Annotated in this window: 18 protein-coding genes and 3 tRNA genes; 19 read left to right on the top strand and 2 right to left on the bottom strand. The window is 34.4% G+C overall.

The features are described 5' to 3' along the window. Window positions 1-187: 187 nt before the first annotated feature. From rpsU to ASE40_RS11105, 16 genes are all read left to right on the top strand, one after another. On the top strand, window positions 188-382 hold the full coding sequence (gene rpsU / locus ASE40_RS11185) for a 30S ribosomal protein S21 (protein WP_026730435.1): 195 nt from the start codon (window positions 188-190) through the stop codon (window positions 380-382). A 95-nt stretch (window positions 383-477) separates the two neighbouring features. Further along, window positions 478-1,371, top strand: coding sequence for a tyrosine-type recombinase/integrase (locus ASE40_RS11180; protein WP_057117060.1), 894 nt, complete (start codon window positions 478-480; stop codon window positions 1,369-1,371). A 33-nt stretch (window positions 1,372-1,404) separates the two neighbouring features. Next, window positions 1,405-1,707 (top strand): ribosome hibernation-promoting factor, HPF/YfiA family, encoded by a 303-nt coding sequence (gene hpf / locus ASE40_RS11175; protein WP_057117059.1) that lies wholly within the window; start codon window positions 1,405-1,407, stop codon window positions 1,705-1,707. A 208-nt stretch (window positions 1,708-1,915) separates the two neighbouring features. Then, window positions 1,916-1,996, top strand: a tRNA-Tyr gene (locus tag ASE40_RS11170). An 81-nt stretch (window positions 1,997-2,077) separates the two neighbouring features. Beyond that, window positions 2,078-2,149, top strand: a tRNA-Thr gene (locus ASE40_RS11165). 55 nt (window positions 2,150-2,204) lie between these two features. Further along, complete coding sequence (tuf, locus tag ASE40_RS11160) at window positions 2,205-3,392, top strand: elongation factor Tu (RefSeq protein ID WP_057117058.1); 1,188 nt, start codon at window positions 2,205-2,207, stop codon at window positions 3,390-3,392. A 59-nt stretch (window positions 3,393-3,451) separates the two neighbouring features. After that, window positions 3,452-3,522: transfer RNA gene (locus ASE40_RS11155), tRNA-Trp, on the top strand. Between the two features lie 19 nt (window positions 3,523-3,541). Further along, the gene (secE, locus tag ASE40_RS11150; RefSeq protein WP_008466927.1) at window positions 3,542-3,739 is read left to right on the top strand and encodes a preprotein translocase subunit SecE; all 198 of its coding nucleotides are present in this window, start codon (window positions 3,542-3,544) and stop codon (window positions 3,737-3,739) included. A 10-nt stretch (window positions 3,740-3,749) separates the two neighbouring features. Beyond that, on the top strand, window positions 3,750-4,301 hold the full coding sequence (gene nusG, locus ASE40_RS11145) for a transcription termination/antitermination protein NusG (RefSeq protein ID WP_057117057.1): 552 nt from the start codon (window positions 3,750-3,752) through the stop codon (window positions 4,299-4,301). 66 nt (window positions 4,302-4,367) lie between these two features. Further along, window positions 4,368-4,805 carry a 50S ribosomal protein L11 gene (gene rplK, locus ASE40_RS11140; RefSeq protein ID WP_057117056.1) on the top strand — a complete coding sequence of 146 codons (438 nt, stop codon included), beginning with the start codon at window positions 4,368-4,370 and terminating at the stop codon, window positions 4,803-4,805. A 13-nt stretch (window positions 4,806-4,818) separates the two neighbouring features. Beyond that, window positions 4,819-5,508, top strand: coding sequence for a 50S ribosomal protein L1 (rplA, locus tag ASE40_RS11135; RefSeq protein ID WP_057117055.1), 690 nt, complete (start codon window positions 4,819-4,821; stop codon window positions 5,506-5,508). 22 nt (window positions 5,509-5,530) lie between these two features. Then, window positions 5,531-6,034 (top strand): 50S ribosomal protein L10, encoded by a 504-nt coding sequence (rplJ, locus tag ASE40_RS11130; RefSeq protein ID WP_057117054.1) that lies wholly within the window; start codon window positions 5,531-5,533, stop codon window positions 6,032-6,034. A gap of 89 nt (window positions 6,035-6,123) precedes the next feature. Next, complete coding sequence (gene rplL / locus ASE40_RS11125; protein ID WP_026730429.1) at window positions 6,124-6,495, top strand: 50S ribosomal protein L7/L12; 372 nt, start codon at window positions 6,124-6,126, stop codon at window positions 6,493-6,495. 264 nt (window positions 6,496-6,759) lie between these two features. Continuing rightward, window positions 6,760-10,572 carry a DNA-directed RNA polymerase subunit beta gene (gene rpoB, locus ASE40_RS11115; RefSeq protein ID WP_057117052.1) on the top strand — a complete coding sequence of 1,271 codons (3,813 nt, stop codon included), beginning with the start codon at window positions 6,760-6,762 and terminating at the stop codon, window positions 10,570-10,572. 258 nt (window positions 10,573-10,830) lie between these two features. After that, window positions 10,831-15,138 carry a DNA-directed RNA polymerase subunit beta' gene (gene rpoC, locus ASE40_RS11110; RefSeq protein WP_057117051.1) on the top strand — a complete coding sequence of 1,436 codons (4,308 nt, stop codon included), beginning with the start codon at window positions 10,831-10,833 and terminating at the stop codon, window positions 15,136-15,138. A gap of 10 nt (window positions 15,139-15,148) precedes the next feature. Continuing rightward, complete coding sequence (locus tag ASE40_RS11105; protein ID WP_012024017.1) at window positions 15,149-15,460, top strand: DUF3467 domain-containing protein; 312 nt, start codon at window positions 15,149-15,151, stop codon at window positions 15,458-15,460. Between the two features lie 289 nt (window positions 15,461-15,749). On the opposite strand, the gene ASE40_RS11100 is transcribed toward ASE40_RS11105, so the two are convergent. Next, window positions 15,750-17,342, bottom strand: a complete 1,593-nt coding sequence (locus ASE40_RS11100) for a peptide chain release factor 3 (RefSeq protein WP_057117050.1) — start codon at window positions 17,340-17,342, stop codon at window positions 15,750-15,752. 145 nt (window positions 17,343-17,487) lie between these two features. Further along, window positions 17,488-18,927, bottom strand: coding sequence for an alpha-amylase (locus ASE40_RS11095; RefSeq protein ID WP_057117049.1), 1,440 nt, complete (start codon window positions 18,925-18,927; stop codon window positions 17,488-17,490). Between the two features lie 498 nt (window positions 18,928-19,425). Here ASE40_RS11095 and ASE40_RS11090 point away from each other — a divergent pair, with 498 nt between their 5' ends. The 3 genes from ASE40_RS11090 (at window position 19,426) to ASE40_RS11080 (ending at window position 25,076) form a co-directional block, all read left to right on the top strand. After that, a complete protein-coding gene (locus ASE40_RS11090) occupies window positions 19,426-20,859 on the top strand; it encodes a peptidylprolyl isomerase (RefSeq protein ID WP_057117654.1) in 1,434 nt (477 codons plus the stop codon). Between the two features lie 78 nt (window positions 20,860-20,937). Then, on the top strand, window positions 20,938-21,891 hold the full coding sequence (locus tag ASE40_RS11085) for an AAA family ATPase (protein WP_057117048.1): 954 nt from the start codon (window positions 20,938-20,940) through the stop codon (window positions 21,889-21,891). 413 nt (window positions 21,892-22,304) lie between these two features. After that, a complete protein-coding gene (locus ASE40_RS11080) occupies window positions 22,305-25,076 on the top strand; it encodes a bifunctional aconitate hydratase 2/2-methylisocitrate dehydratase (RefSeq protein ID WP_057117047.1) in 2,772 nt (923 codons plus the stop codon). Window positions 25,077-25,134 lie beyond the last annotated feature (58 nt).

Below are 25,134 nucleotides of genomic sequence, written 5' to 3'. Positions count from 1 at the left end.
AAAGAATAAAGAATAAAGAATAAAGAATAAAGAATAAAGAATAAAGAATAAAGAATAAAGAATGTTATGTCTATTTTCTTTGTTCTATCATCTTTTCGCTCTTTTCAAAAATAATTCATAATTTATAACTCATAATTCATAATTAATATTTACATTTGCAGCCTTAACGAGAGGAGGTGTCTATATTATGTTAATTATACCAATTAAAGACGGAGAAAATATCGATAGAGCATTAAAGCGCTATAAAAGAAAATTTGATAAAACAGGAACTGTTCGTCAATTAAGAGCACGTACTGCTTTTATTAAGCCTTCTGTTATCAAAAGAGCTCAAATTCAAAAAGCTGCTTACATCCAAGGCTTGAAAGATAGTTTAGAGAGTTAGTATTAGCTTTTCAAAATAATTACCGTTAGTGGTCAAAATGTTTTAATTTTGATGCTAACGGTTTTTTTGTGCTTAATTTTTAGATTTCAATTTTGATGAAAACAAATAAAGAGGCTTTTAGGGATTATCTTTTATTGGAGAAAAAATATTCTTCTCATACGGTTGGGGCGTATCTGAATGATATTGTTTCTTTTGAATCTTTTGTTGTTGAATCTTTTGATCAGGATAATATCGATGCTGTAAATTATAGTCAGGTTAGGAGCTGGATTGTTTGTTTGGTTGATCAAAATATTTCTAATGTTTCTGTTAATAGAAAGATGGCTTCTTTAAAAGCATTTTATAAATTCCTTTTAAAAACAAAACAGATTGAGATTAATCCGATGTTGAAACATAAGGCTTTAAAAACGCCAAAAGTTGTTCAGGTTCCTTTTTCTGAAAAAGAATTGAAGGATTTATTAAGTCAAATTGAAGTCCCGGTAGGTTTTGAAGAAGTTCGTGATAAGCTTATTGTCGAAATGTTTTACGTTACAGGAATGCGTCGTGCTGAATTAATTCATTTAGAGATTAAAAATGTTGATCGTTCGGCTGGTGTTATAAAAGTTTTAGGAAAAAGAAATAAAGAACGTATTATTCCTATTTTACCAATTATAGTAGATCAAATTGATGTTTATATAAAGGAGAGAGATGGTTTGGATAATATTGTGGATTCGGACTATTTTTTTATTTCGAAAAAAGGGTTAAAATTGAGTGAATCTTTTGTTTATCGATTAATAAATTCATACTTTAGTAGGGTCTCAGAAAAGGTGAAGAAAAGTCCGCATGTGCTTCGTCATACTTTTGCAACTCACTTATTGAATAATGGGGCAGATTTGAATTCAGTTAAAGAATTATTAGGGCATTCTAGTTTGGCGTCTACACAAGTTTATACTCATAATAGTTTGGCGGAGCTTAAAAAAGTATATAAAGGTGCGCATCCTAGAAATAAGTGATAATTCTAAATGTTAAATCCTAAAATTTGTATTATGAAGGTAGATGTTCATGCAGTTAATTTTACTGTCGACAGAAAATTGGTCGATTTTATTCAGGAAAGAATGGATAAGTTAGAAAAATACTACGATCGAGTGGTTTCTTCAGATGTTTTTTTAAAAGTTGAAAGAACAAGTGATAAAGAAAATAAGGTGGTAGAGATAAAGATTAATGTTCCTGGTGATGATTTTTTGGTAAAAAAACAGTGTAAGACATTTGAGGAGGCGGTTGAGCTTTCTGCAGAATCTTTAGAACGTTTGCTTGTGAAAAGGAAAGAAAAAATAAGAGCACATATTTAATTGAAATTTTTTTTAAAAAATGTTTTGATTAAAAGATAAAATACCTACATTTGCAGTCCGTTAGAAATAGCGGACTTTTTTAATGCATTCNGCTAGAGCAGCTGATTTGTAATCAGCAGGTCGTGGGTTCGAGTCCCTCTATCGGCTCAAAAAAAAGTTTCAAATGCGATTTGAAATTCGTTCTTAAAATAATGGAATTAAAAAATTAGGGGAGATACTCAAGCGGCCAACGAGGGCAGACTGTAAATCTGCTGTGTGAACTTCGCAGGTTCGAATCCTGCTCTCCCCACAAAAAAAGAAGGTGAGATTTTGGGTTTTAGATTTTGAAAATCTGAAATCTAAATTCGGAAATCTAAAATCAGAACTCTCTGCCGGTGTAGCTCAGGGGTAGAGTGCTTCCTTGGTAAGGAAGAGGTCTCGGGTTCAAATCCCGACATTGGCTCAAGTAAGTAGGAAATTGAAAATTAATATATAACTAAGATTAAAAATTAAGTAAAATGGCAAAGGAGAATTTTAATCGTTCCAAACCGCACTTAAACATAGGTACAATTGGACACGTGGATCACGGAAAAACTACATTAACTGCTGCAATTACTAAAGTATTGTCAGATGCTGGTTACTGTCAAGCAAAATCGTTTGATCAAATCGATAACGCTCCAGAGGAGAAAGAAAGAGGTATTACTATTAATACATCACACGTAGAGTATGAAACAGCTAACCGTCACTACGCTCACGTTGACTGTCCAGGTCACGCGGATTACGTAAAGAACATGGTTACTGGAGCAGCTCAAATGGACGGAGCTATCTTAGTAGTTGCTGCTACAGATGGTCCAATGCCACAAACTCGTGAGCACATCCTTTTAGGTCGTCAGGTTGGTATTCCAAGAATCGTTGTTTTCATGAACAAAGTGGATATGGTTGATGATGCTGAGTTGTTAGAGCTTGTTGAGATGGAAATTAGAGATTTATTATCTTTCTACGAATATGATGGAGATAATGGTCCAGTTATTCAAGGTTCTGCTTTAGGAGGATTGAATAATGATGCTGCATGGGTTCCTAAAATTTTAGAATTGATGGATGCTGTTGATGCTTGGATCGAAGAGCCAGTACGTGACGTAGCTAAACCATTCTTGATGCCAGTAGAGGACGTATTTACAATTACAGGTCGTGGAACTGTTGCTACAGGTCGTATCGAAACTGGTATTGCTAATACAGGAGATCCTGTTGAAATCATTGGTATGGGAGCTGAAAAATTAACTTCTACTATTACAGGAGTTGAGATGTTCCGTAAAATCCTTGACAGAGGAGAAGCTGGAGATAACGTAGGTTTATTGTTAAGAGGTATTGATAAAGCTGATATCAAAAGAGGTATGGTTATTATTAAGCCAGGTTCAGTAAAACCACACGCTAAATTCAAAGCTGAGGTTTATATCTTGAAAAAAGAAGAAGGTGGACGTCACACTCCATTCCACAATAACTACCGTCCACAGTTCTACGTACGTACAACTGACGTAACAGGAGTTATTTCTTTACCAGCAGGTGTAGAGATGGTAATGCCAGGTGATAACTTGACAATTGAGGTTGCTTTATTAAGCCCAATCGCAATGAACGTAGGTTTACGTTTTGCTATCCGTGAAGGTGGTAGAACAGTAGGTGCTGGTCAGGTTACTGAAATTTTAGAATAATTTCTATAAATATTAAAAAGCCAGTTGACTTTCTTAAATGAGGTCACTGGCTTTTAATTACGGGCGTAGTTCAAGGGTAGAATAGCGGTCTCCAAAACCGTTGATGGGGGTTCGAATCCCTCCGCCCGTGCAATAAAAAAATATATCAAATGACAAAAGTTACTAATTATTTATCAGAGGCTTTCGAAGAGTTAAAGTCAAATGTTACTTGGCCAGCTTGGGCCGAAGTTCAAAAATTGACAATTGTTGTGGCTGTATTTTCTATATTATTCGCTTTGGCAACATGGGGAGTAGATGAATTTTTTGCAAAAGCTTTGGCTGGATTTTTTAACTGGTTAAAAGGATAATTTTTTTGTGATGGCAGATAATAATGTGAAAAAATGGTATGTAGTTAGAGCTGTAAGCGGACAAGAAAACAAAGTCAAAGCTTATATCGAAACTGAAATTGCCAGATTAGGTATGGGTGATTATGTTTCCCAGGTTTTAGTGCCTACAGAAAAAGTAGTTACTGTAAAAGAGGGAAAGAAAATGTCTAAGGATAAAGTTTATTTTCCTGGATATGTTATGATCGAAGCCAACTTGGTTGGTGAGATACCTCATATTATTAAGTCAATTACTAGTGTTATTGGTTTTTTAGGAGAGACTAAAGGCGGGGAACCTGTTCCTTTGAGACTTTCTGAAGTTAACCGTATGTTAGGTAAGGTAGATGAATTGGCTGTAAATACAGATACAAGATCTATACCATTTAGTGTTGGCGAGACTGTTAAGGTTATTGATGGTCCTTTTAACGGATTTAATGGTTCTGTTGAAAAAATCAATGAAGAGAAGCGTAAACTTGAGGTTATGGTTAAGATTTTCGGAAGAAAAACACCATTAGAATTAAGCTTTATGCAAGTAGAAAAAGTATAATTTTTTGTTACACTATAATAACCATTGTAATCGCTTCCATTGATTACAGTGTTAAATTTTTTAAAAATGGCTAAAGAAATTAGTAAGGTAGTTAAACTACAAGTTAAGGGAGGTGCTGCGAACCCGTCGCCACCGGTTGGACCTGCTTTAGGAGCTGCTGGGGTTAATATCATGGAGTTTTGTAAGCAATTTAATGCTAGAACTCAAGATAAACCTGGCAAAATTTGTCCAGTGCAAATCACTGTGTACAAAGACAAATCATTTGATTTTGTTGTTAAGACTCCTCCAGCAGCGGTTCAGTTAATGGAAGCTGCAAAGCTAAAATCTGGTTCTGGTGAGCCTAATCGTAAAAAAGTAGCTAGCGTTACTTGGGAACAAATTAGAACTATTGCTGAAGACAAAATGCCAGACTTAAATGCTTTCACTGTGGAAGCTGCAATGAGTATGGTTGCTGGAACAGCTAGATCTATGGGTATAACTGTATCAGGAGACGCTCCTTTTTAATTAAGAAAAAGACATGGCAAAATTAACAAAAAAGCAAAAAGAGGCTGCTTCAAAAATTGAAAAGAACAAACTATATTCTCTTAAAGATGCAGCTGCATTAATAAAAGTAGTTGCTTCTGCAAAATTTGATGAGTCTGTTGATATCGCAGTTCGTTTGGGTGTAGATCCAAGAAAAGCGAATCAAATGGTTAGAGGTGTGGTTACATTACCTCACGGAACAGGTAAAGACGTTAAAGTATTAGCATTGGTTACTCCAGATAAAGAAGCGGAAGCTAAAGAAGCTGGGGCTGATTATGTAGGTCTTGACGATTATTTACAAAAAATTAAAGACGGTTGGACAGATGTTGATGTGATCATTACTATGCCTGCTGTTATGGGTAAATTAGGTCCATTAGGTCGTATTTTAGGACCTAGAGGTTTAATGCCAAACCCTAAAACAGGTACAGTAACTATGGATGTTGCTAAAGCTGTTCAAGAGGTTAAAGCTGGTAAAATTGACTTTAAAGTTGACAAAACTGGTATCGTTCACGCAGGAATTGGTAAAGTTTCTTTTGGAGCTGAGCAAATTGTTGACAACGCACACGAAATTATTCAAACATTAATAAAACTTAAACCAACTGCTGCTAAAGGTACATACATTAAAGGTATTCACCTTACAAGCACTATGAGTCCAGCTATTGCATTGGATCCTAAAGCAGTATAATTGGTAGTTAAAAATTTTTAGTATGACTAGAGAAGAAAAATCAATCGCGATTGAAAATTTAACTGCGCAGTTAGCTGGTACAAATATCATTTATGTATCTGATATTTCTGGATTAAACGCAGAAACAACTTCAAACTTACGTAGAGCTTGTTTTAAAGCAGGAATCAAATTAGAAGTTGTTAAGAACACTTTGCTTGCAAAAGCAATGGAAGCTTCTGCTAATGATTATGGTGATTTACCTTCAGTATTGACTGGTAATAGTGCTATATTCATTTCTGATGTAGCTAATGCTCCTGGAAAAATCATCAAAGATTTCCGTAAGAAATCTGATAAACCAGTTTTAAAAGGTGCTTTCATCAATAATGAAGTTTATATTGGAGATAATCAATTAGATGCATTAGCAACTATTAAATCTAAAGAAGAACTTCTTGGAGAGCTTATTGGATTGTTACAATCTCCAGCTCAAAGAATTATTTCTGCTTTACAAAACAAATTCGCTGGTAGCGAAGAAGAAGCTGAAGCATAATAATTATTGTAAGAGAATTTCTCTTACAGCTTAAATAGCGCACAATAAACAAAATATAATTTTACAAATCATTTTAAACGATAGAAAAAATGGCAGATTTGAAACAATTCGCAGAACAATTAGTTAACTTAACAGTTAAAGAAGTTAACGAATTAGCAACAATATTAAAAGACGAGTATGGTATCGAGCCTGCTGCTGCAGCTGTAGTAGTTGCTGCTGGTGGTGGAGAAGGTGCTGCTGAAGAAGCACAAACTGAATTTACAGTTGTATTAAAAGAAGCTGGAGCTTCTAAATTAGCTGTTGTAAAATTAGTTAAAGAACTTACAGGTTTAGGTCTTAAAGAAGCTAAAGATGTAGTTGACGGTGCTCCAAGTAACGTTAAAGAAGGTGTTTCTAAAGAAGAGGCTGAAGGTCTTAAAAAAGCATTAGAAGAAGCTGGAGCTGTTGTTGAGTTAAAATAACAAAACGCAGTTTAGAACTAGGTTTAGACCTTGGATGGAATCATCCAAGGGTCTAAACCATTTTTCGTATAATAAAATAGATCAAGTTTTATTATCAAATAGTTTAAAATACGAAAAAGTTTTTGATCAATACGAAGACAAAAAATTGAACTCTTTTTTACAGTTTATTTTTAAAGATGTATTGATTATAATAAGAAAGTATAGATTAAACAGTGTGTGTTTACACAAAAAATTACTTTTTTTTAATCAAAATTTTGTCCATTGATGATAACAAATCAGACTGAAAGATTGAATTTTGCCTCTACAAAAAATATTCCTGACTATCCAGATTTCTTAGATGTTCAGGTTAAATCTTTTAAAGATTTCTTTCAATTAGAAACGAAATCTGACGAAAGAGGCAACGAAGGGTTATACAACACCTTCATGGAAAACTTTCCAATCACAGATACAAGAAACAACTTTGTATTGGAGTTCCTAGATTATTTTGTTGATCCACCACGTTATACAATTCAAGAATGTATAGAGAGAGGTCTTACTTATAGTGTGCCTTTAAAAGCTAGGTTGAAACTATACTGTACAGATCCAGAACACGAAGATTTTGAAACAATTGTACAAGATGTTTATCTAGGTACAATTCCTTATATGACTCCAAGTGGTACCTTTGTTATTAATGGTGCCGAGCGTGTAGTAGTATCTCAATTACACCGTTCTCCTGGGGTTTTCTTTGGACAATCATTCCATGCAAATGGAACAAAACTATATTCTGCCAGAGTAATTCCTTTTAAAGGTTCTTGGATAGAATTTTCTACAGATATCAATAGTGTAATGTACGCTTATATCGATAGAAAGAAAAAATTACCTGTAACAACTTTATTCCGTGCAATTGGATTCGAAAGAGATAAGGATATCCTTGAAATTTTCGACTTAGCTGAAGAAATTAAAGTTTCTAAAACAGGAATTAAAAAATATATTGGAAGAAGACTTGCTGCGCGTGTTTTGAATACATGGCACGAGGATTTCGTTGATGAAGATACTGGAGAGGTAGTTTCTATCGAACGTAATGAAATCATCCTTGATCGTGATACTATTATCGACAAAGATAATGTAGAAGAGATCATCGATTCTAACGTTAAATCTATCTTGTTACACAAGGAGGACAATAACCAAGCAGATTATGCTATTATCCACAATACGTTACAAAAAGATCCAACAAACTCTGAAAAAGAAGCTGTAGAGCACATTTACCGTCAGTTGCGTAACGCTGAACCGCCTGATGAGGAAACTGCTCGTGGTATTATAGATAAATTGTTCTTCTCTGACCAACGTTACAACTTAGGTGAAGTAGGTCGTTACAGAATGAACAAAAAATTAGATTTAGATATCCCAATGGATAAGCAAGTGCTTACTAAAGAAGATATCATTACAATCGTAAAATATTTGATCGAATTAATTAACTCTAAAGCAGAGATTGATGATATCGATCACTTATCAAACCGTCGTGTTAGAACAGTTGGTGAACAATTGTCTCAACAATTCGGTGTAGGTTTAGCACGTATGGCTAGAACTATTCGTGAGAGAATGAACGTTAGAGATAACGAGGTGTTTACACCAATTGATTTGATTAATGCTAAAACATTATCATCAGTTATCAACTCTTTCTTTGGTACTAACCAGTTATCTCAATTTATGGATCAAACGAATCCATTAGCTGAGATTACACACAAAAGAAGACTTTCTGCACTTGGACCAGGTGGACTTTCGAGAGAGAGAGCTGGTTTCGAGGTTCGTGACGTTCACTATACTCACTATGGTCGTTTATGTCCGATTGAAACTCCTGAGGGACCAAACATTGGTTTGATTTCATCTCTTGGTGTTTATGCAAAAGTAAACGGAATGGGATTCATTGAGACTCCTTACCGTAAAGTTACTGATGGTGTAGTTGATTTAGAAAGTACACCTATTTATTTAAGTGCTGAAGAAGAAGAAGGAAAAATGATTGCTCAGGCAAACATTGAAATGGATGCTTCTGGTAAAATTACTGCTAGCAATGTTATTGCTCGTGAGGAAGGTGACTTCCCAGTTGTTGAACCAACATCAGTACATTATACAGACGTTGCTCCTAACCAAATTGCATCGATTTCTGCATCTTTAATTCCTTTCTTGGAGCATGATGATGCTAACCGTGCGTTGATGGGATCAAACATGATGCGTCAGGCAGTTCCTTTGATCCGTCCTGAAGCGCCGATTGTTGGTACAGGTTTAGAGCGTCAAGTAGCTTCAGATTCAAGAGTATTAATCAATGCTGAAGGGCATGGTACTGTTGAGTATGTTGATGCTAATATCATTACTATTAAATACGATCGTACTGAAGATGAGAGAATGGTTAGTTTTGATGCTGATGAGAAAACTTACAACTTAATTAAATTTAGAAAAACCAATCAAGGTACAAGTATCAACTTGAAACCTATCGTAAGAAAAGGTGATAGAGTTGTTCCTGGGCAAGTATTGTCTGAAGGATATGCTACTCAAAATGGTGAATTAGCTTTAGGTAGAAACTTAAAAGTTGCGTTCATGCCATGGAAAGGGTATAACTTCGAGGATGCGATTGTAATTTCTGAAAAAGTAGTTCGTGATGATATTTTTACTTCTATCCACGTTGATGATTATTCATTAGAGGTTAGAGATACTAAGTTAGGAAACGAAGAGTTAACAAACGATATTCCTAACGTTTCTGAAGAAGCTACTAAAGATTTAGATGAAAACGGTATGATTAGAATTGGAGCAGAGGTTAAACCTGGCGACATTCTTATCGGAAAAATTACACCAAAAGGAGAATCAGATCCTACTCCAGAGGAGAAATTGCTTCGTGCAATCTTCGGGGATAAAGCAGGTGATGTAAAAGATGCTTCATTAAAAGCTTCTCCATCTTTACATGGTGTAGTTCTTGACAAAAAATTATTTGCAAGAGCCGTAAAAGATAAACGTAAACGTACTCAAGATAAAGATGCTTTAGGCGCTTTAGAAATGGAGTTTGAAACTAAATTTGTTGAATTAAAAGACAGATTAGTTGAAAAATTATTCTTGATTGTTAACGGAAAAACATCTCAAGGTGTAATGAATGATTTGGGTGAAGAAGTTTTACCAAAAGGTAAAAAATATACTCAAAAAATGCTTTACGCAGTAGAAGATTTTGCTCACTTAAGCAAAGGCCAATGGGTTGCTGATGACGCTACAAATAAAATGGTTAATGATTTAATTCATAACTATAAAATTAAGCTGAACGACTTACAAGGATCTTTAAGAAGAGAAAAATTCACTATTACAGTTGGAGATGAATTACCATCTGGAATCTTGAAATTAGCTAAGATTTATATTGCTAAGAAACGTAAATTGAAAGTAGGGGATAAAATGGCAGGTCGTCACGGTAACAAAGGTATTGTTGCTAGAATCGTTCGTCATGAAGATATGCCTTTCTTAGAAGATGGAACACCAGTAGATATCGTATTGAATCCACTTGGGGTACCTTCACGTATGAACATTGGTCAGATTTATGAAACTGTTCTTGGATGGGCTGGTATGAACTTGGGTAGAAAATTTGCTACTCCAATTTTTGACGGTGCTTCTCTTGACGAAATCAATGCTTTGACTGATGAGGCTAACGTACCACGTTTTGGACATACATACCTTTATGATGGTGGAACTGGAGAGCGTTTTGCACAAAAAGCAACTGTGGGTGTAATTTACATGCTTAAATTAGGACACATGGTTGATGATAAGATGCACGCACGTTCTATCGGACCATACTCATTGATTACGCAGCAGCCACTTGGAGGTAAGGCTCAATTTGGAGGTCAGCGTTTTGGAGAGATGGAGGTTTGGGCACTTGAGGCTTATGGAGCTTCAAGCACATTACGTGAGATCTTAACTGTTAAGTCTGATGACGTTATTGGTAGAGCTAAAACTTACGAGGCTATCGTTAAAGGAGAATCTATGCCAGAACCAGGTTTACCAGAATCATTCAATGTATTGATGCACGAATTGAAAGGTCTAGGACTAGACATTCGTTTAGAAGAATAAAAAAAAGTTTTGTAATCAGTCTCATTTTTTAATGGGACTGATTACTCATTTATAAAGTTTTTAAAGATTTATACCCGTAAACCGTTCCGATTTTTTATAAAAATGCGAGGCATTTTATAACTAGCACTTCAAATTTAATTCTGAGGTTTAGAGAAGTAACCCGAGGTAGTAGCTGAATGATTAACTCTTTATTCTAAAAGAGTAGATTATAAATCTAAAATCAATTTTTTAATTGCAAATAAATCAATAGTAAAAACTATGATGAATAACAGAAACAATAAAGATAAAAATCCAGTTAAAAGATTTAATAAAATCTCAATTGGATTGGCTTCACCAGAATCTATCTTGAAAGAATCAAGAGGAGAGGTTTTAAAGCCAGAAACTATCAACTATAGAACGCACAAGCCTGAGCGTGACGGACTTTTCTGCGAAAGAATCTTCGGACCTGTTAAGGATTTTGAGTGTGCTTGTGGTAAATATAAAAGAATTCGTTACAAAGGTATCATCTGTGACCGTTGTGGTGTTGAAGTTACTGAGAAAAAAGTACGTCGTGATAGAGTAGGACACATCAACCTTGTTGTACCAATTGCTCACATTTGGTATTTCCGTTCTCTTCCAAATAAAATTGGTTATATCCTTGGTCTTCCATCTAAGAAATTAGACATGATCATTTACTACGAAAGATACGTAGTAATCCAAGCTGGTATTGCTAAAAATGCAGATGGAGAATCTTTACAAAGATTAGATTTCTTAACTGAAGAGGAATATTTAAATATTTTAGATACTCTTCCACAAGAAAACCAATATTTAGATGATTTAGATCCAAACAAATTTGTTGCCAAAATGGGAGCAGAGTGTATCATGGATTTATTAGCTCGTATTGACTTAGATGCTTTATCTTATGAATTAAGACACAGCGCTAACAACGAAACATCTAAACAACGTAAAACTGAAGCTTTAAAAAGATTACAAGTTGTTGAGTCTTTCCGTGAGTCTAACGAAAACCGCGAGAACCGTCCAGAATGGATGATTATGAAAGTGGTTCCAGTTATCCCGCCAGAATTACGTCCACTTGTGCCACTTGATGGAGGTCGTTTTGCAACTTCAGATTTGAACGATTTATATCGTCGTGTAATCATCCGTAACAACCGTTTGAAAAGATTAATGGAGATTAAAGCTCCAGAAGTTATCTTAAGAAACGAGAAACGTATGTTGCAAGAATCTGTAGATTCATTATTTGACAACACACGTAAAGCTTCTGCTGTTAAAACAGAATCTAATAGACCACTAAAATCATTATCTGACTCATTAAAAGGTAAGCAAGGACGTTTCCGTCAAAACCTTTTAGGAAAACGTGTGGATTATTCTGCTCGTTCGGTAATTGTTGTTGGTCCAGAGTTAAAATTATATGAGTGCGGATTGCCAAAAGATATGGCATCTGAATTATACAAGCCTTTCGTTATCCGTAAATTGATCGAAAGAGGTATTGTAAAAACGGTAAAATCTGCAAAGAAAATCATTGACAAAAAAGAGCCAGTAGTTTGGGATATTCTTGAAAATGTAATTAAAGGACACCCAGTATTACTTAACCGTGCTCCTACTTTGCACAGACTTGGTATTCAAGCTTTCCAGCCAAAATTAATTGAAGGAAAAGCGATCCAATTACACCCATTAGTATGTACGGCTTTCAACGCCGATTTCGATGGTGACCAGATGGCGGTTCACTTACCATTAGGACCAGAGGCTATTTTAGAGGCTCAATTATTAATGTTGGCTTCTCATAATATCTTGAACCCTGCAAATGGTGCGCCTATTACTGTACCTTCTCAGGACATGGTCTTGGGTCTATATTATATGACCAAAGAGCGTATTTCTACAGAAGATCACAAAATTTTAGGTCAAGATTTGACTTTCTATTCTGCTGAAGAAGTAAATATTGCATTAAACGAAGGAAGATTAGAATTGAATGCTCGTGTGAAAATTAGAGCAAAAGATTTTAATGAAGCTGGAGAATTAGTGTACCAAATTATTCAAACAACTGCAGGACGTGTATTATTTAACGAAGTAGTACCTGAAGCAGCTGGATATATCAATGACGTATTGACTAAGAAAAACCTTAGAGATATTATCGGACACATTTTAAGTGTGACTGATGTACCTACAACGGCAGCTTTCTTGGATAATATGAAAGATATGGGTTATAAATTCGCATTTAGAGGAGGTTTGTCATTCTCTTTAGGTGATATTAGAATTCCAGAACAAAAAACTAAGTTAATTGCAGATGCTAGAGAGCAAGTTGAAGGTATCTCAACTAACTATAACATGGGTCTTATTACAAATAACGAGCGTTACAACCAAGTTATTGACGTATGGACTTCAGCAAATGCGCAGTTAACAGAATTGGCAATGAAAAATATTAGAGAAGACCAGCAAGGTTTCAACTCTGTATATATGATGCTTGACTCTGGAGCGAGGGGTTCTAAGGAACAGATTCGTCAGTTAACTGGTATGCGTGGTTTGATGGCTAAGCCTAAAAAATCTACTGCTGGTGGTGGTGAGATTATTGAAAACCCGATTCTTTCTAACTTTAAGGAAGGTCTTTCGATCCTTGAGTACTTTATTTCTACTCACGGTGCTCGTAAAGGTCTTGCGGATACGGCTCTTAAAACGGCCGATGCAGGTTACTTAACAAGAAGACTTCATGACGTTTCTCAAGATGTTATTGTTAACATCGAAGATTGTGGAACTCTTAGAGGTGTTGAAGTTGCTGCATTGAAGAAAAATGAGGAAATCGTTGAATCTTTAGGAGAGAGAATTTTAGGACGTGTTGCATTGCAAGATGTTATTAATCCTCTTACCAATGAAGTAATGGTTAAATCTGGAGAGCAAATTACGGAATCAATTATGAGAACTATCGAAGCTTCTCCAATTGAAAAAGTAGAAGTTAGATCTCCATTAACTTGTGAGGCTCTAAAAGGAATTTGTGCTAAATGTTACGGTAGAAACTTAGCTACTGGTAAGATGACACAAAGAGGTGAAGCTGTCGGAGTTATTGCAGCTCAGTCTATTGGAGAGCCAGGTACACAGTTAACACTTCGTACGTTCCACGTTGGAGGGGTTGCTGGAGGTATTTCTGAAGAATCTAGTATTATTACAAGATTTAACGGTAGACTTGAAATTGAAGATTTAAAAACAGTTAAAGGAGAAGACGGAGAAGGTAACTCTGTTGATATCGTAGTTTCACGTTCAACTGAATTAAAATTAGTTGATGAGAAAACTGGAATTGTTTTAAATACGCATAACATTCCTTACGGATCTAGTATTTTTGTTAACGATGGAGATACTGTTGCTAAAGGAACTGTAATCTGTAAATGGGATCCATATAACGGTGTAATTGTTTCTGAATTTACTGGTAAAATTGCTTACGAAGATTTAGAGCAAGGACAATCGTTCATGGTTGAGATCGATGAGCAGACTGGTTTCCAAGAAAAAGTAATTTCTGAGGCTAGAAACAAAAAATTAATCCCAACTTTATTGGTTTACGGTAAAGAAGGTGAATTGATTCGTTCTTACAACTTACCAGTAGGTGCACACTTAATGGTTGAAAATGGTGAGAAAATTAAAGCAGGTAAAGTATTAGTAAAAATCCCTCGTCGTTCTTCTAAAGCTGGCGATATCACGGGAGGTTTACCAAGAATTACTGAGTTGCTTGAGGCTCGTAACCCATCAAACCCAGCAGTTGTGTCTGAAATTGATGGTGTTGTATCTTTCGGAAAAATTAAAAGAGGTAACCGTGAGATCGTTATCGAGTCTAAATTTGGTGAAATTAAAAAGTATTTAGTTAAACTTTCTAGCCAAATTTTAGTACAAGAAAATGACTTCGTAAGAGCGGGAGTTCCATTGTCTGATGGTGCAATTACACCAGATGACATCTTAAGAATTCAAGGTCCAGCTGCTGTTCAACAGTACTTGGTAAATGAAATTCAAGAGGTATACCGTTTACAAGGGGTAAAAATTAATGACAAGCACTTTGAGGTAGTTATTCGTCAAATGATGCGTAAAGTAAGAGTTCAGGATCCAGGTGATACTTTATTCTTAGAGGATCAATTAATTCATACTAAAGATTTCATCGTTCAAAACGATAAATTATATGGTATGAAAGTAGTTGAAGATGCTGGAGATTCTTCAGTATTGAAACCAGGTCAGATCATTACACCTCGTGAATTACGTGATGAAAATTCATTGTTGAAACGAAATGATAGAAATCTTGTTGTAGCAAGAGACGTAATTACTGCAACTGCAACGCCAGTTCTTCAAGGTATTACAAGAGCTTCGTTACAAACTAAATCATTCATCTCTGCTGCTTCTTTCCAAGAAACAACAAAAGTACTTAACGAAGCTGCTGTAGCTGGTAAAGTAGATGATTTAGAAGGATTAAAAGAAAATGTAATTGTTGGACACAGAATTCCTGCGGGAACTGGTATGAGAGAATACGATAACACTATCGTAGGATCTAAAGACGATTACAACGAAATGATGGCTAATAAAGAAGAATACATTTATTAATTAGGAAACTATGAGTAATCCGAAACAACAACAAGAGCAAATTAATATTGAGTTAGACGAAACTATTGCAGAAGGAATTTATTCTAATCTTGCGATTATTAATCACTCATCGTCAGAGTTTGTTTTAGATTTTGTGAGCATTATGCCCGGTATTCCTAAAGCCAAGGTAAAGTCAAGAATTGTTTTGACACCACAACATGCTAAAAGATTATTAAGAGCAATAGGTGAAAACATCCATCGATTTGAAGCAGCCCATGGTGAAATCAAAGAGACAGAACAAGCACCAATACCGCTTAATTTTGGTCCTGCGGGACAAGCATAAATTTTAAAGCCCCATTTTTTAATGGGGCTTTTTTATTATAAATAGGATTAAATGCATTTTATCTGATTTAATCTCCTTTAGTCGATTAAATTTCTTTAAATAATTGTATTAGAGTAATTTGGTAGCTTGTATGAAAGATTATTTTTGAAATATAATGACTTAGTAAGGTTGATTTAATTCAAATTAAAGAAAAGCGCTAATTTTAATATTAGCGCTTTTTTTATTGCAAATAAAAAGGCTGTCTAAAATTTATTAGACAGCCTTTTATATTTTTTTCTTTCCAATAGAATTAATCAAATTCTGATGTAAAGTATAATTTCACACTTGGATATTTACTTTGAGTCATTTGAATGGTAAAGTCTGAATCGGCTAAAAATACCAATTGGCCATATTTATCATGTGCAAGGAATTTTTGTTTGATTCGTTTAAATTCTTTGAACTCTTCATTCTTAGCATCATCTGGCTTTACCCAGCACGCTTTATGAACAGGGAAATTTTCATATGTACATTTTGCACCGTATTCATGCTCTAGACGATATTGAATAACTTCATATTGAAGCGCTCCAACAGTTCCAATTACTTTCCGGTTGTTCATTTCTAAAGTAAATAACTGAGCAACACCTTCGTCCATTAATTGATCAACACCTTTGTCCAATTGTTTCGCTTTCATCGGATCAGCGTTATTAATATATCTAAAGTGCTCTGGAGAGAAACTTGGAATTCCTTTAAAGCTCATCACTTCGCCCTCTGTCAAAGTATCACCAATTTTAAAGTTTCCTGTATCATGTAAACCAACAATATCACCTGGATAAGAAATATCCACGATTTCTTTTTTCTCAGCAAAAAAGGCATTTGGACTAGAGAATTTTAGATTTTTCTTTTGTCGGACATGGTAATAAGGTTTGTTTCTTTCGAAAGTTCCAGAAACAATTTTAATAAATGCCAGACGGTCACGGTGTTTAGGATCCATGTTAGCATGTATTTTAAATACAAAACCAGACATTTTTTCTTCGGTAGGATCAACTAAACGAGTTTCTGAATCTTTTGGTCTTGGTGATGGAGCGATTGTAACGAAACAGTCTAATAATTCACGAACTCCAAAATTATTCAAAGCTGAACCAAAAAATACAGGCTGAATTTTTCCGTCAAGATAATCCTGACGCTCAAATTTTGGATACACTTCATCAATCAATTCTAATTCCTCACGAAGTTTTTCAGCAGCTTTTTGACCAACAATTTTATCTAGTTCTGGATTATTTTGAACATCAGAAAAAGCAATTGTTTCCTCAATATTTTTACGGCTGTCACCACTAAAAAGATTAATGTTTTCTTCCCATAAATTATAAATTCCTTGGAAATCATAACCCATTCCGATAGGGAAGCTTAATGGTGTAACAGTTAAACCCAATTTTTGTTCCACTTCATCCATTAAATCAAAAGCATCTTTACCTTCACGATCTAACTTATTAATGAAAACAATCATCGGAATGTTACGCATTCTACAAACAGCAACTAATTTTTCTGTTTGTTCCTCAACCCCTTTTGCAACGTCAATAACAACAATTACACTATCAACAGCGGTTAAAGTTCTAAATGTATCTTCGGCAAAATCCTTGTGTCCTGGCGTATCAAGGATATTGATTTTTTTGTCTTTATAATTAAAAGCAAGTACAGAAGTCGAAACCGAAATACCTCTTTGGCGTTCGATTTCCATAAAGTCACTCGTTGCTCCTTTTTTTATTTTGTTATTCTTTACAGCTCCTGCTTCCTGAATTGCACCTCCAAATAACAGTAATTTTTCTGTTAATGTTGTTTTACCAGCATCGGGATGCGATATAATTCCAAATGTTCTTCTGCGTTGTATTTCTTTTAAAAAGCTCATATTTCGTATAAATAGGTTGCAAAAATACTATTAATTACCGCTTAATAAAAATATTCACTTCTTAAATTGGAACAGTTTTTCTCTTTCAAGTCTAAAAGAAAAAAATAAGGCTGTTATAAAACAGCCTTACAATAGTCATTTTAAATTACTGATTAATTGACCAAATTGAATATCCTTTTGGAGGACATTGTATTTTTACCCATTTATCGGCTTGCGTCGTTGGATACCAAGTCGAATTTCCGGTGAAATCTTTAATTTGTGTATTGGCCCAATTGGTCTGAACCCATCTTTCCTGCCAGACATCAGAATTGTTAATATAAACGACCAATCCAGGATTTCCATTGTAACCATTTCTTCTTGCAACATATTCGTCGTTATCAGAATATAAAATAGACGTTGTTCCAGTTGCTTTATTATTATGAATCCAAATCAAATTATTTAATTTGTTTTTGTCCAGCCATTCTTCATAATCTCTGTAGAAAATTGTTGGATAACCTTCGTGTGTTAATATATAAGAATAAGCCAATAATTTGCTCCATATTTCATCTGTATCATGATTAGTCACAAAAGTTACAGCTTTGTATGGATTACGTTTCCACATCATATCATCATTTAGCAGCGCAAGATTATTTCCATCAAAGGCATCATTCATTTTGTAATAGCAGGCAAAATCAAATACAGAGCTATTCGCATTATTAGCCCACCATTCAAGAGTATTTACATTAGAATCCCAATATTCACCAACAGAAAATCCGCCTACATTTGCATTCCAAGCATTTACAACCCAAGGACCAAATCCTTTAACGTAGTCAAATCTCCAGCCGTCAAACTTCATAGTGTTCTTGTAATATTTACCAACTCCATCAGCTCTCAGCCAAAGCCAGTCTTGAACATTTGGTGCAGCGTGACATAAATCTGGAAACCCTCCAAAGGCACCTTCATCATTATTTCCGTAACTGTTTTTATAAAAATCATTATAAGTACGCTTGAATTTTCCAGAGGCAATTCCAGTAAAATTTGTCCAAGTATTTGTTCCAGTAAAAGGATTAGCTTCTGACTGGCCTCCACTGTTATGATTAATTACAATATCGGCATACACTTTCATGTTTTCAGTATGAGCAGCTGTTATCAAACTAACCAATTCGGTTTTGGATCCAAATCTAGTTTCTGTACTTCCATTTTGATTGAAATCTCCAAAGTCAAAATAATCTGTTGGATCATAACCCATAGAAAAAGCTCCGTTTTGAGCTTTAGAAGCAGGTGGAAGCCAAATAGAACCAATTCCGGCATTTGACCACGCGGTTACTTTTGAGCTTACAGTATTCCACCAGTTTCCGCCTGCAGGAACATCCCAATAGAAAGCCTGCATCATTACGCCGCCGCCTGGGTTGTCTACATATTTACCTGTGGATGAACTTGAAGTTCCTGTGCTAAAAGGTTTTCCATCGTGATGCGTAACATCAATAATTTTGAATTGCTGGCTTTCAGCCTTTGAATCAATTTCGTTGGTTTCATTTTGTGAACATGAATACAGCAGTCCCGTAACAGCTGTAATAAGGCACAACTTTAAAAAAGGTTTTTTCATAATAGATAGGGTTTAGTTAAATAGTTATTGCAATTATTTAATTTAAAGGCTATAAAAAGAAGATATTGTTATTTTTATATGCGATAAATTACTAATTACGCATCTAAAGTATATATTTTTTGAATTAATTTTAATTTGTAAGAAAATAGTTTGTTACGAAAACGTTGTAGTGTTGAGAACTTTTTTTATTCTGCTTACTTTAAGGTATTTATTTGCAATAGGCAACCTCGATTCTAAAGCTAGCTTAAGGAATAGTTATTTGATTGATATAAAGGAAACTAGTTAACCTCTTTAAACTACCTGAATATAATCATCATATAATTTTTTGTTAATAGTATAGCGGATAGTTGTATTATGTAATTGAATTGTTATTTTTGTTCGTTATAAGTTACGAAAGAACTATACTCTAATTATTTATGTTTAACTAGTATTTAAAAAACATCTATAATTTTGGCGGATTATCTAAAACAGGCTTACATTCAAATTAAATTTAAAATAATGTCATTAAAAAAATTACAGCTAAAAACAATTGATTTCAAGTTTGCACTAGCAATTTGTTTTTTTCTTTTTTTTGCTCCAATTATTACAGCTCAAGAAATAATTCCTGATGTTGTAGCCGAAAAACCTTTTGAAACTCACTCAGGAGGAAAATTAAAAATCGACGGAATTATTGCAACAGTAGGGGATTATATTGTTTTGGATTCTGACATTGATAAAGGATTTTTAGAAATTACTGCGCAAGGTGGTTCTACTAAAGATATTACGAGATGCCAAATGCTTGGTAAGCTTTTAGAAGATAAATTATATGCACATCAAGCTATTCAGGATAGTATCATTGTTAGTGATGCCGAAGTTAGAAGTATGATGGAAGAGCGTCTAAATTATATGACGCAGCAAGTTGGTGGAGATATTAGCAAAGTTGTTGAATATTACAAAAAGAGTTCTGTAGAAGAATTTAAAACATATTTTGCGGACATCTTAAAAGAGCAGAAACTTGCTTCAGAAATGAGAGACAAGATTATTAAAGATGTTGAAATTACTCCAGAAGAAGTTCGTAATTTCTTTAAGAAAATACCAAAAGATGAATTGCCAACCTTTGGTGCCGAGATGGAAGTAGCTCAAATTGTTGTAGAACCAAAAGTTTCTAAAGAAGATAAGCAAAAAGTAATTGACAGATTAAATTCGATAAGACAGGACGTTTTAGATGGTTCTAGTTTTGCTACAAAAGCCGTTTTATATTCTCAAGATCCAGGATCTTCTCCAAATGGAGGTTATTATAAAATGACTAGAAAAACTCCTTTTGTAAAAGAATTTAAAGATGTTGCTTTTAGTTTACAGGCAGGTGAGATTTCACAGCCATTTGAAACGACTTTTGGTTTCCATATTATTATGGTTGAAAAAATAAAAGGACAAGAAGTGGAGTTGCGTCATATTTTGATTGCTCCAACTGTTTCAGAAGCTGCTTTAAAAGAAGCAAAAGAAAGAATTACAAACATCAGAAATAAGATAATCAATAAAGAAATCACTTTTGCTGATGCTGCAAGAACAGAATCTGATGAAAAAGAAACAAGAGCAAATGGGGGAACTTTAGTAAATCCTACCACTCAAGATACTCGTTTCGAATTGACGAAAATGGATCCGGTATTATACAGTCAGGTTTCTAATTTAAAAGGAGATGAAGTTTCTCAGCCACTTTTAAATACAGATGACAAAGGAAAAAAAACGTATAAATTGATTACTGTTACAAACAGAATTGACGAACATACAGCAGATTATGCTAAGGATTATACAAAAATCAAAGAATTAGCATTGAAAGAAAAACAAATCAATGCAATCGCAAAATGGTTTGATACTAAGATTAAAGATACTTATATTAAAATTATTGGTGAATACAAAGAATGTGCTTTCGCAAACAACTGGCTGAAAAAATAATTTTTATTAAATAAATAAAAAGAGTTAGTTTTATGAATTCATAGAACTAACTCTTTTTAATTTAAAATATATTCATAAATGTCTGACGTAACAGCAATTCACAATTTAGTTCAAAAAAGAAACGAATTAAAAAAAGAAATAGCGAAAATCATTGTAGGGCAGGACGCCGTTGTAGATCAAATTTTACTTTGTATATTTTCTGGAGGACACGCACTTTTAATAGGTGTTCCGGGTTTGGCAAAAACCTTAATGATTAATACTTTGTCTCAAGCTTTAGGTTTAGATTTTAAAAGAATTCAGTTTACGCCGGATTTAATGCCTTCTGATATTTTAGGAAGTGAAATTCTAGACGAAAATAGAAATTTCAAATTTATAAAAGGACCAATTTTTTCTAATATTATTTTGGCAGATGAGATTAATAGAACGCCGCCTAAAACTCAGGCAGCTCTTCTTGAGGCTATGCAGGAAAGATCGGTAACTATTGCAGGACAGCATCATAAATTAGATTTACCCTATTTTGTTTTAGCTACTCAAAACCCAATTGAACAGGAGGGAACATATCCGCTGCCAGAAGCGCAGTTAGACCGTTTTATGTTTGCAATAAAATTAGAATATCCAAGTTTTGAAGAAGAAGTTCAAGTTGTAAAACGTACAACTTCTGATGTAAAGACAGAAATAAATCCACTATTCACAGCTCAGGAAATTATAGATTTTCAGCATTTAATTCGTAGAATTCCTGTTGCTGATAATGTTATAGAATATGCAGTTACTTTAGTAAGCAAAACTCGTCCTGATAATGCTTTGACAAATGATTTTGTGAAAAATTATCTCGATTGGGGAGCAGGACCGAGAGCTTCACAAAACTTAATTTTGGCAGCAAAAGCTCATGCAGCATTCAATGGAAAGTTTTCACCAGATATTGAAGATGTCCAAGCTGTTGCAACTGGAATTTTACGTCATAGAATTATTAAAAATTATAAAGCAGATGCCGAAGGAATAACAGAAGAAGTTATTATTAAAAAGCTGATGTAAAATATCAATTGAAATTGAAAAAAAAAGCCTGATAATTTTATCAGGCTTTTTTTATTTTACGTGGTTAATAAAATAGAAAAAATATTGAATTTCGATGTCTTTAAAAAATAATAAATTGATCCGTTCAAGACAACTATAACGTTATAATTACTTATTTAGAACAGTTCTTTGTGAAAATAGAGGTAAAATCCCACTTACTTCGTAACATTAAATTTCGACTTTGTTAATGAAAAGATTTTAAAATATCAATAATTCATTTTTTTGATTCAAAATTGCTGTTTTAGCAAAAACAGACATTGAAAATCGTTTTTTAGCAATAATAATTTTTGAAAAGGCGAGATCTATTATATTCTTTTTAATTCTCGGCTTTAATTTTTAAATTTGCATACAAAAAAAAATACTTCTACTATATTATGAATACTTACAAAGATTACATTAAAGAAATTGAAGAAAGAAAAGGCCAAGGACTTCATCCAAAGCCGATTGATGGTGCAGAATTATTAAGCGAAATCATTTCGCAAATTAAAGATGTAGATAACGAATATAGAGAAGATTCTCTTAAATTTTTTATTTACAACACATTGCCAGGGACAACTAGTGCAGCTGGTGAAAAAGCTAAGTTTTTAAAAGAGATTATTCTTGGTCAATCTGTTGTAAAAGAAATAACTCCAACTTTTGCTTTTGAATTATTATCTCACATGAAGGGTGGTCCTTCAATTGGAGTATTGCTAGATCTAGCTCTAGGAAATGATGCTGCTATTGCAGCAGAAGCGGCAAAAGTTCTTAAAACTCAGGTTTTCCTTTATGAAGCGGATACAGATCGTTTAATAGAGGCATATAAAAATGACAATGCAGTTGCAAAAGAAATCCTTGAAAGTTATGCTCAAGCTGAGTTCTTTACAAAACTTCCAGAAGTAGCTGACGAAATTAAAGTCGTTACTTATATTGCTGGTGAAGGAGATATTTCTACAGACTTGCTTTCTCCAGGTAACCAAGCTCACTCCCGTTCAGATCGTGAACTTCACGGTAAATGTATGATTACTCCTCAAGCACAAGACGAAATCAAAATGCTGCAAGCACAGCATCCTGATAAAAGCGTTATGCTTATTGCAGAAAAAGGAACAATGGGTGTAGGTTCTTCAAGAATGTCAGGTGTAAATAACGTGGCACTTTGGACAGGAAAACAAGCAAGTCCATATATTCCATTCGTAAATATCGCTCCAATTGTTGGTGGAACAAACGGAATTTCTCCAATTTTCCTAACCACTGTTGATGTTACTGGTGGTATTGGTTTAGATCTAAAAAACTGGGTTAAAAAACTTGATGAGAATGGTAATGTTGTTCGTAATGAAAATGACGAACCAATTCTAGAGCAGGCATATTCTGTAGCAACTGGAACAGTTCTTACAATTAATATTAAAGAGAAAAAATTATACAACGGCGATCAGGAATTAATAGACATTTCTAAGGCATTTACACCTCAGAAAATGGAATTTATTAAAGCTGGAGGTTCATACGCGATTGTATTTGGTAAAAAACTTCAAACATTAGCAGCGAAAGTTTTAGGTATTGAAGCTCCTCTTGTATTTGCTCCATCAAAAGAAATTTCTATTGAAGGACAAGGTCTTACAGCAGTAGAAAAAATCTTTAACAGAAACGCTGTTGGTGTACCTGCTGGTAAAGTATTGCACGCTGGTTCTGATGTTCGTGTAGAAGTTAATATTGTAGGTTCTCAAGATACAACTGGACTTATGACTGCTCAGGAGTTAGAATCTATGGCTGCTACAGTAATTTCTCCAATCGTAGACGGTGCGTACCAATCAGGTTGTCACACTGCTTCTGTTTGGGATAAAAAAGCTCAGGCGAATATTCCAAAGTTGATGAAATTCATGAACGATTTTGGTTTAATTACAGCTCGTGATCCAAAAGGTGTTTATCACTCAATGACAGACGTAATTCACAAAGTACTTAACGATATCACTATTGACGAATGGGCTATCATTATTGGTGGTGACTCTCACACCAGAATGTCAAAAGGTGTTGCTTTTGGAGCCGACTCAGGAACAGTTGCTCTTGCATTAGCTACAGGTGAGGCTTCTATGCCAATTCCAGAATCTGTAAAAGTTACTTTCAAAGGAGATATGAAAGGATACATGGACTTCCGTGATGTAGTTCATGCTACTCAAGCACAAATGCTTCATCAGTTTGGAGGAGAAAACGTATTCCAAGGTAGAATTATTGAGGTTCACATTGGAACTCTTACTGCTGACCAGGCATTTACGTTTACTGACTGGACTGCAGAGATGAAAGCAAAAGCTTCTATCTGTATTTCTGAAGATGATACTTTAATCGAATCATTGGAAATTGCAAAAGGCAGAATCCAGATTATGATCGATAAAGGTATGGATAACGATAAACACGTTCTTCAAGGGTTAATTAATAAAGCTGATAAGAGAATCGCTGAAATTAAATCTGCTGAGAAACCAGCTTTAACTCCAGATGCAAACGCTAAATATTACGCTGAAGTTGTAGTTGATTTGGATCAGATTGCTGAGCCAATGATTGCAGATCCAGACGTAAATAATGTTGATGTTTCTAAAAGATATACTCACGATACAATTAGACCTCTTTCTTTTTATGGAGGAGTGAAAAAAGTAGATCTTGGATTTATTGGTTCATGTATGGTTCACAAAGGAGATATGAAGATTCTTGCTCAAATGCTTAAGAATATTGAAGATCAAAAAGGTAAAGTAGAATTTTTGGCACCGCTTGTGGTAGCTCCTCCTACATATAACATTGTAGACGAGCTTAAAGCTGAAGGTGACTGGGAAGTTTTACAAAAATACTCAGGTTTCGAATTTGACGATAATGCTCCAAAAGGTGCAGCGCGTACAGAATATGAAAACATGTTGTATTTAGAGCGTCCAGGATGTAACCTTTGTATGGGTAACCAAGAAAAAGCAGCAAAAGGAGATACTGTAATGGCAACTTCTACTCGTCTTTTCCAAGGAAGAGTCGTAGAAGATTCTGAAGGTAAAAAAGGAGAATCATTACTTTCTTCTACACCAGTTGTAGTTTTATCTACAATTTTAGGTAGAACTCCAACATTAGATGAATATACAACTGCAGTTGAAGGTATCAACTTAACTAAATTTGCGCCTTCTAACAAGCAATTAGTAATGTAATCCTTCGATTATTAATATATTAAAGCCCGAGTGATAAACTCGGGCTTTTTCTTTTATA

The sequence above is a fragment of the Flavobacterium sp. Root935 genome (genome assembly GCF_001429295.1).
GTDB lineage: Bacteria > Bacteroidota > Bacteroidia > Flavobacteriales > Flavobacteriaceae > Flavobacterium.
Note: the sequence above shows the minus strand (reverse complement) of the source record. Positions and strands in the feature narration are given on the sequence as shown.

Excerpts from the sequence above, each read along its gene's own strand:
- rpsU (WP_026730435.1), top strand. The coding sequence starts at position 188 with ATGTTAATTATACCAATTAAAGACGGAGAAAATATCGATAGAGCATTA.
- ASE40_RS11180 (WP_057117060.1), top strand. The coding sequence starts at position 478 with ATGAAAACAAATAAAGAGGCTTTTAGGGATTATCTTTTATTGGAGAAA.
- hpf (WP_057117059.1), top strand. The coding sequence starts at position 1,405 with ATGAAGGTAGATGTTCATGCAGTTAATTTTACTGTCGACAGAAAATTG.
- tuf (WP_057117058.1), top strand. The coding sequence starts at position 2,205 with ATGGCAAAGGAGAATTTTAATCGTTCCAAACCGCACTTAAACATAGGT.
- secE (WP_008466927.1), top strand. The coding sequence starts at position 3,542 with ATGACAAAAGTTACTAATTATTTATCAGAGGCTTTCGAAGAGTTAAAG.
- nusG (WP_057117057.1), top strand. The coding sequence starts at position 3,750 with ATGGCAGATAATAATGTGAAAAAATGGTATGTAGTTAGAGCTGTAAGC.
- rplK (WP_057117056.1), top strand. The coding sequence starts at position 4,368 with ATGGCTAAAGAAATTAGTAAGGTAGTTAAACTACAAGTTAAGGGAGGT.
- rplA (WP_057117055.1), top strand. The coding sequence starts at position 4,819 with ATGGCAAAATTAACAAAAAAGCAAAAAGAGGCTGCTTCAAAAATTGAA.
- rplJ (WP_057117054.1), top strand. The coding sequence starts at position 5,531 with ATGACTAGAGAAGAAAAATCAATCGCGATTGAAAATTTAACTGCGCAG.
- rplL (WP_026730429.1), top strand. The coding sequence starts at position 6,124 with ATGGCAGATTTGAAACAATTCGCAGAACAATTAGTTAACTTAACAGTT.
- rpoB (WP_057117052.1), top strand. The coding sequence starts at position 6,760 with ATGATAACAAATCAGACTGAAAGATTGAATTTTGCCTCTACAAAAAAT.
- rpoC (WP_057117051.1), top strand. The coding sequence starts at position 10,831 with ATGATGAATAACAGAAACAATAAAGATAAAAATCCAGTTAAAAGATTT.
- ASE40_RS11105 (WP_012024017.1), top strand. The coding sequence starts at position 15,149 with ATGAGTAATCCGAAACAACAACAAGAGCAAATTAATATTGAGTTAGAC.
- ASE40_RS11100 (WP_057117050.1), bottom strand. The coding sequence starts at position 17,342 with ATGAGCTTTTTAAAAGAAATACAACGCAGAAGAACATTTGGAATTATA.
- ASE40_RS11095 (WP_057117049.1), bottom strand. The coding sequence starts at position 18,927 with ATGAAAAAACCTTTTTTAAAGTTGTGCCTTATTACAGCTGTTACGGGA.
- ASE40_RS11090 (WP_057117654.1), top strand. The coding sequence starts at position 19,426 with ATGTCATTAAAAAAATTACAGCTAAAAACAATTGATTTCAAGTTTGCA.
- ASE40_RS11085 (WP_057117048.1), top strand. The coding sequence starts at position 20,938 with ATGTCTGACGTAACAGCAATTCACAATTTAGTTCAAAAAAGAAACGAA.
- ASE40_RS11080 (WP_057117047.1), top strand. The coding sequence starts at position 22,305 with ATGAATACTTACAAAGATTACATTAAAGAAATTGAAGAAAGAAAAGGC.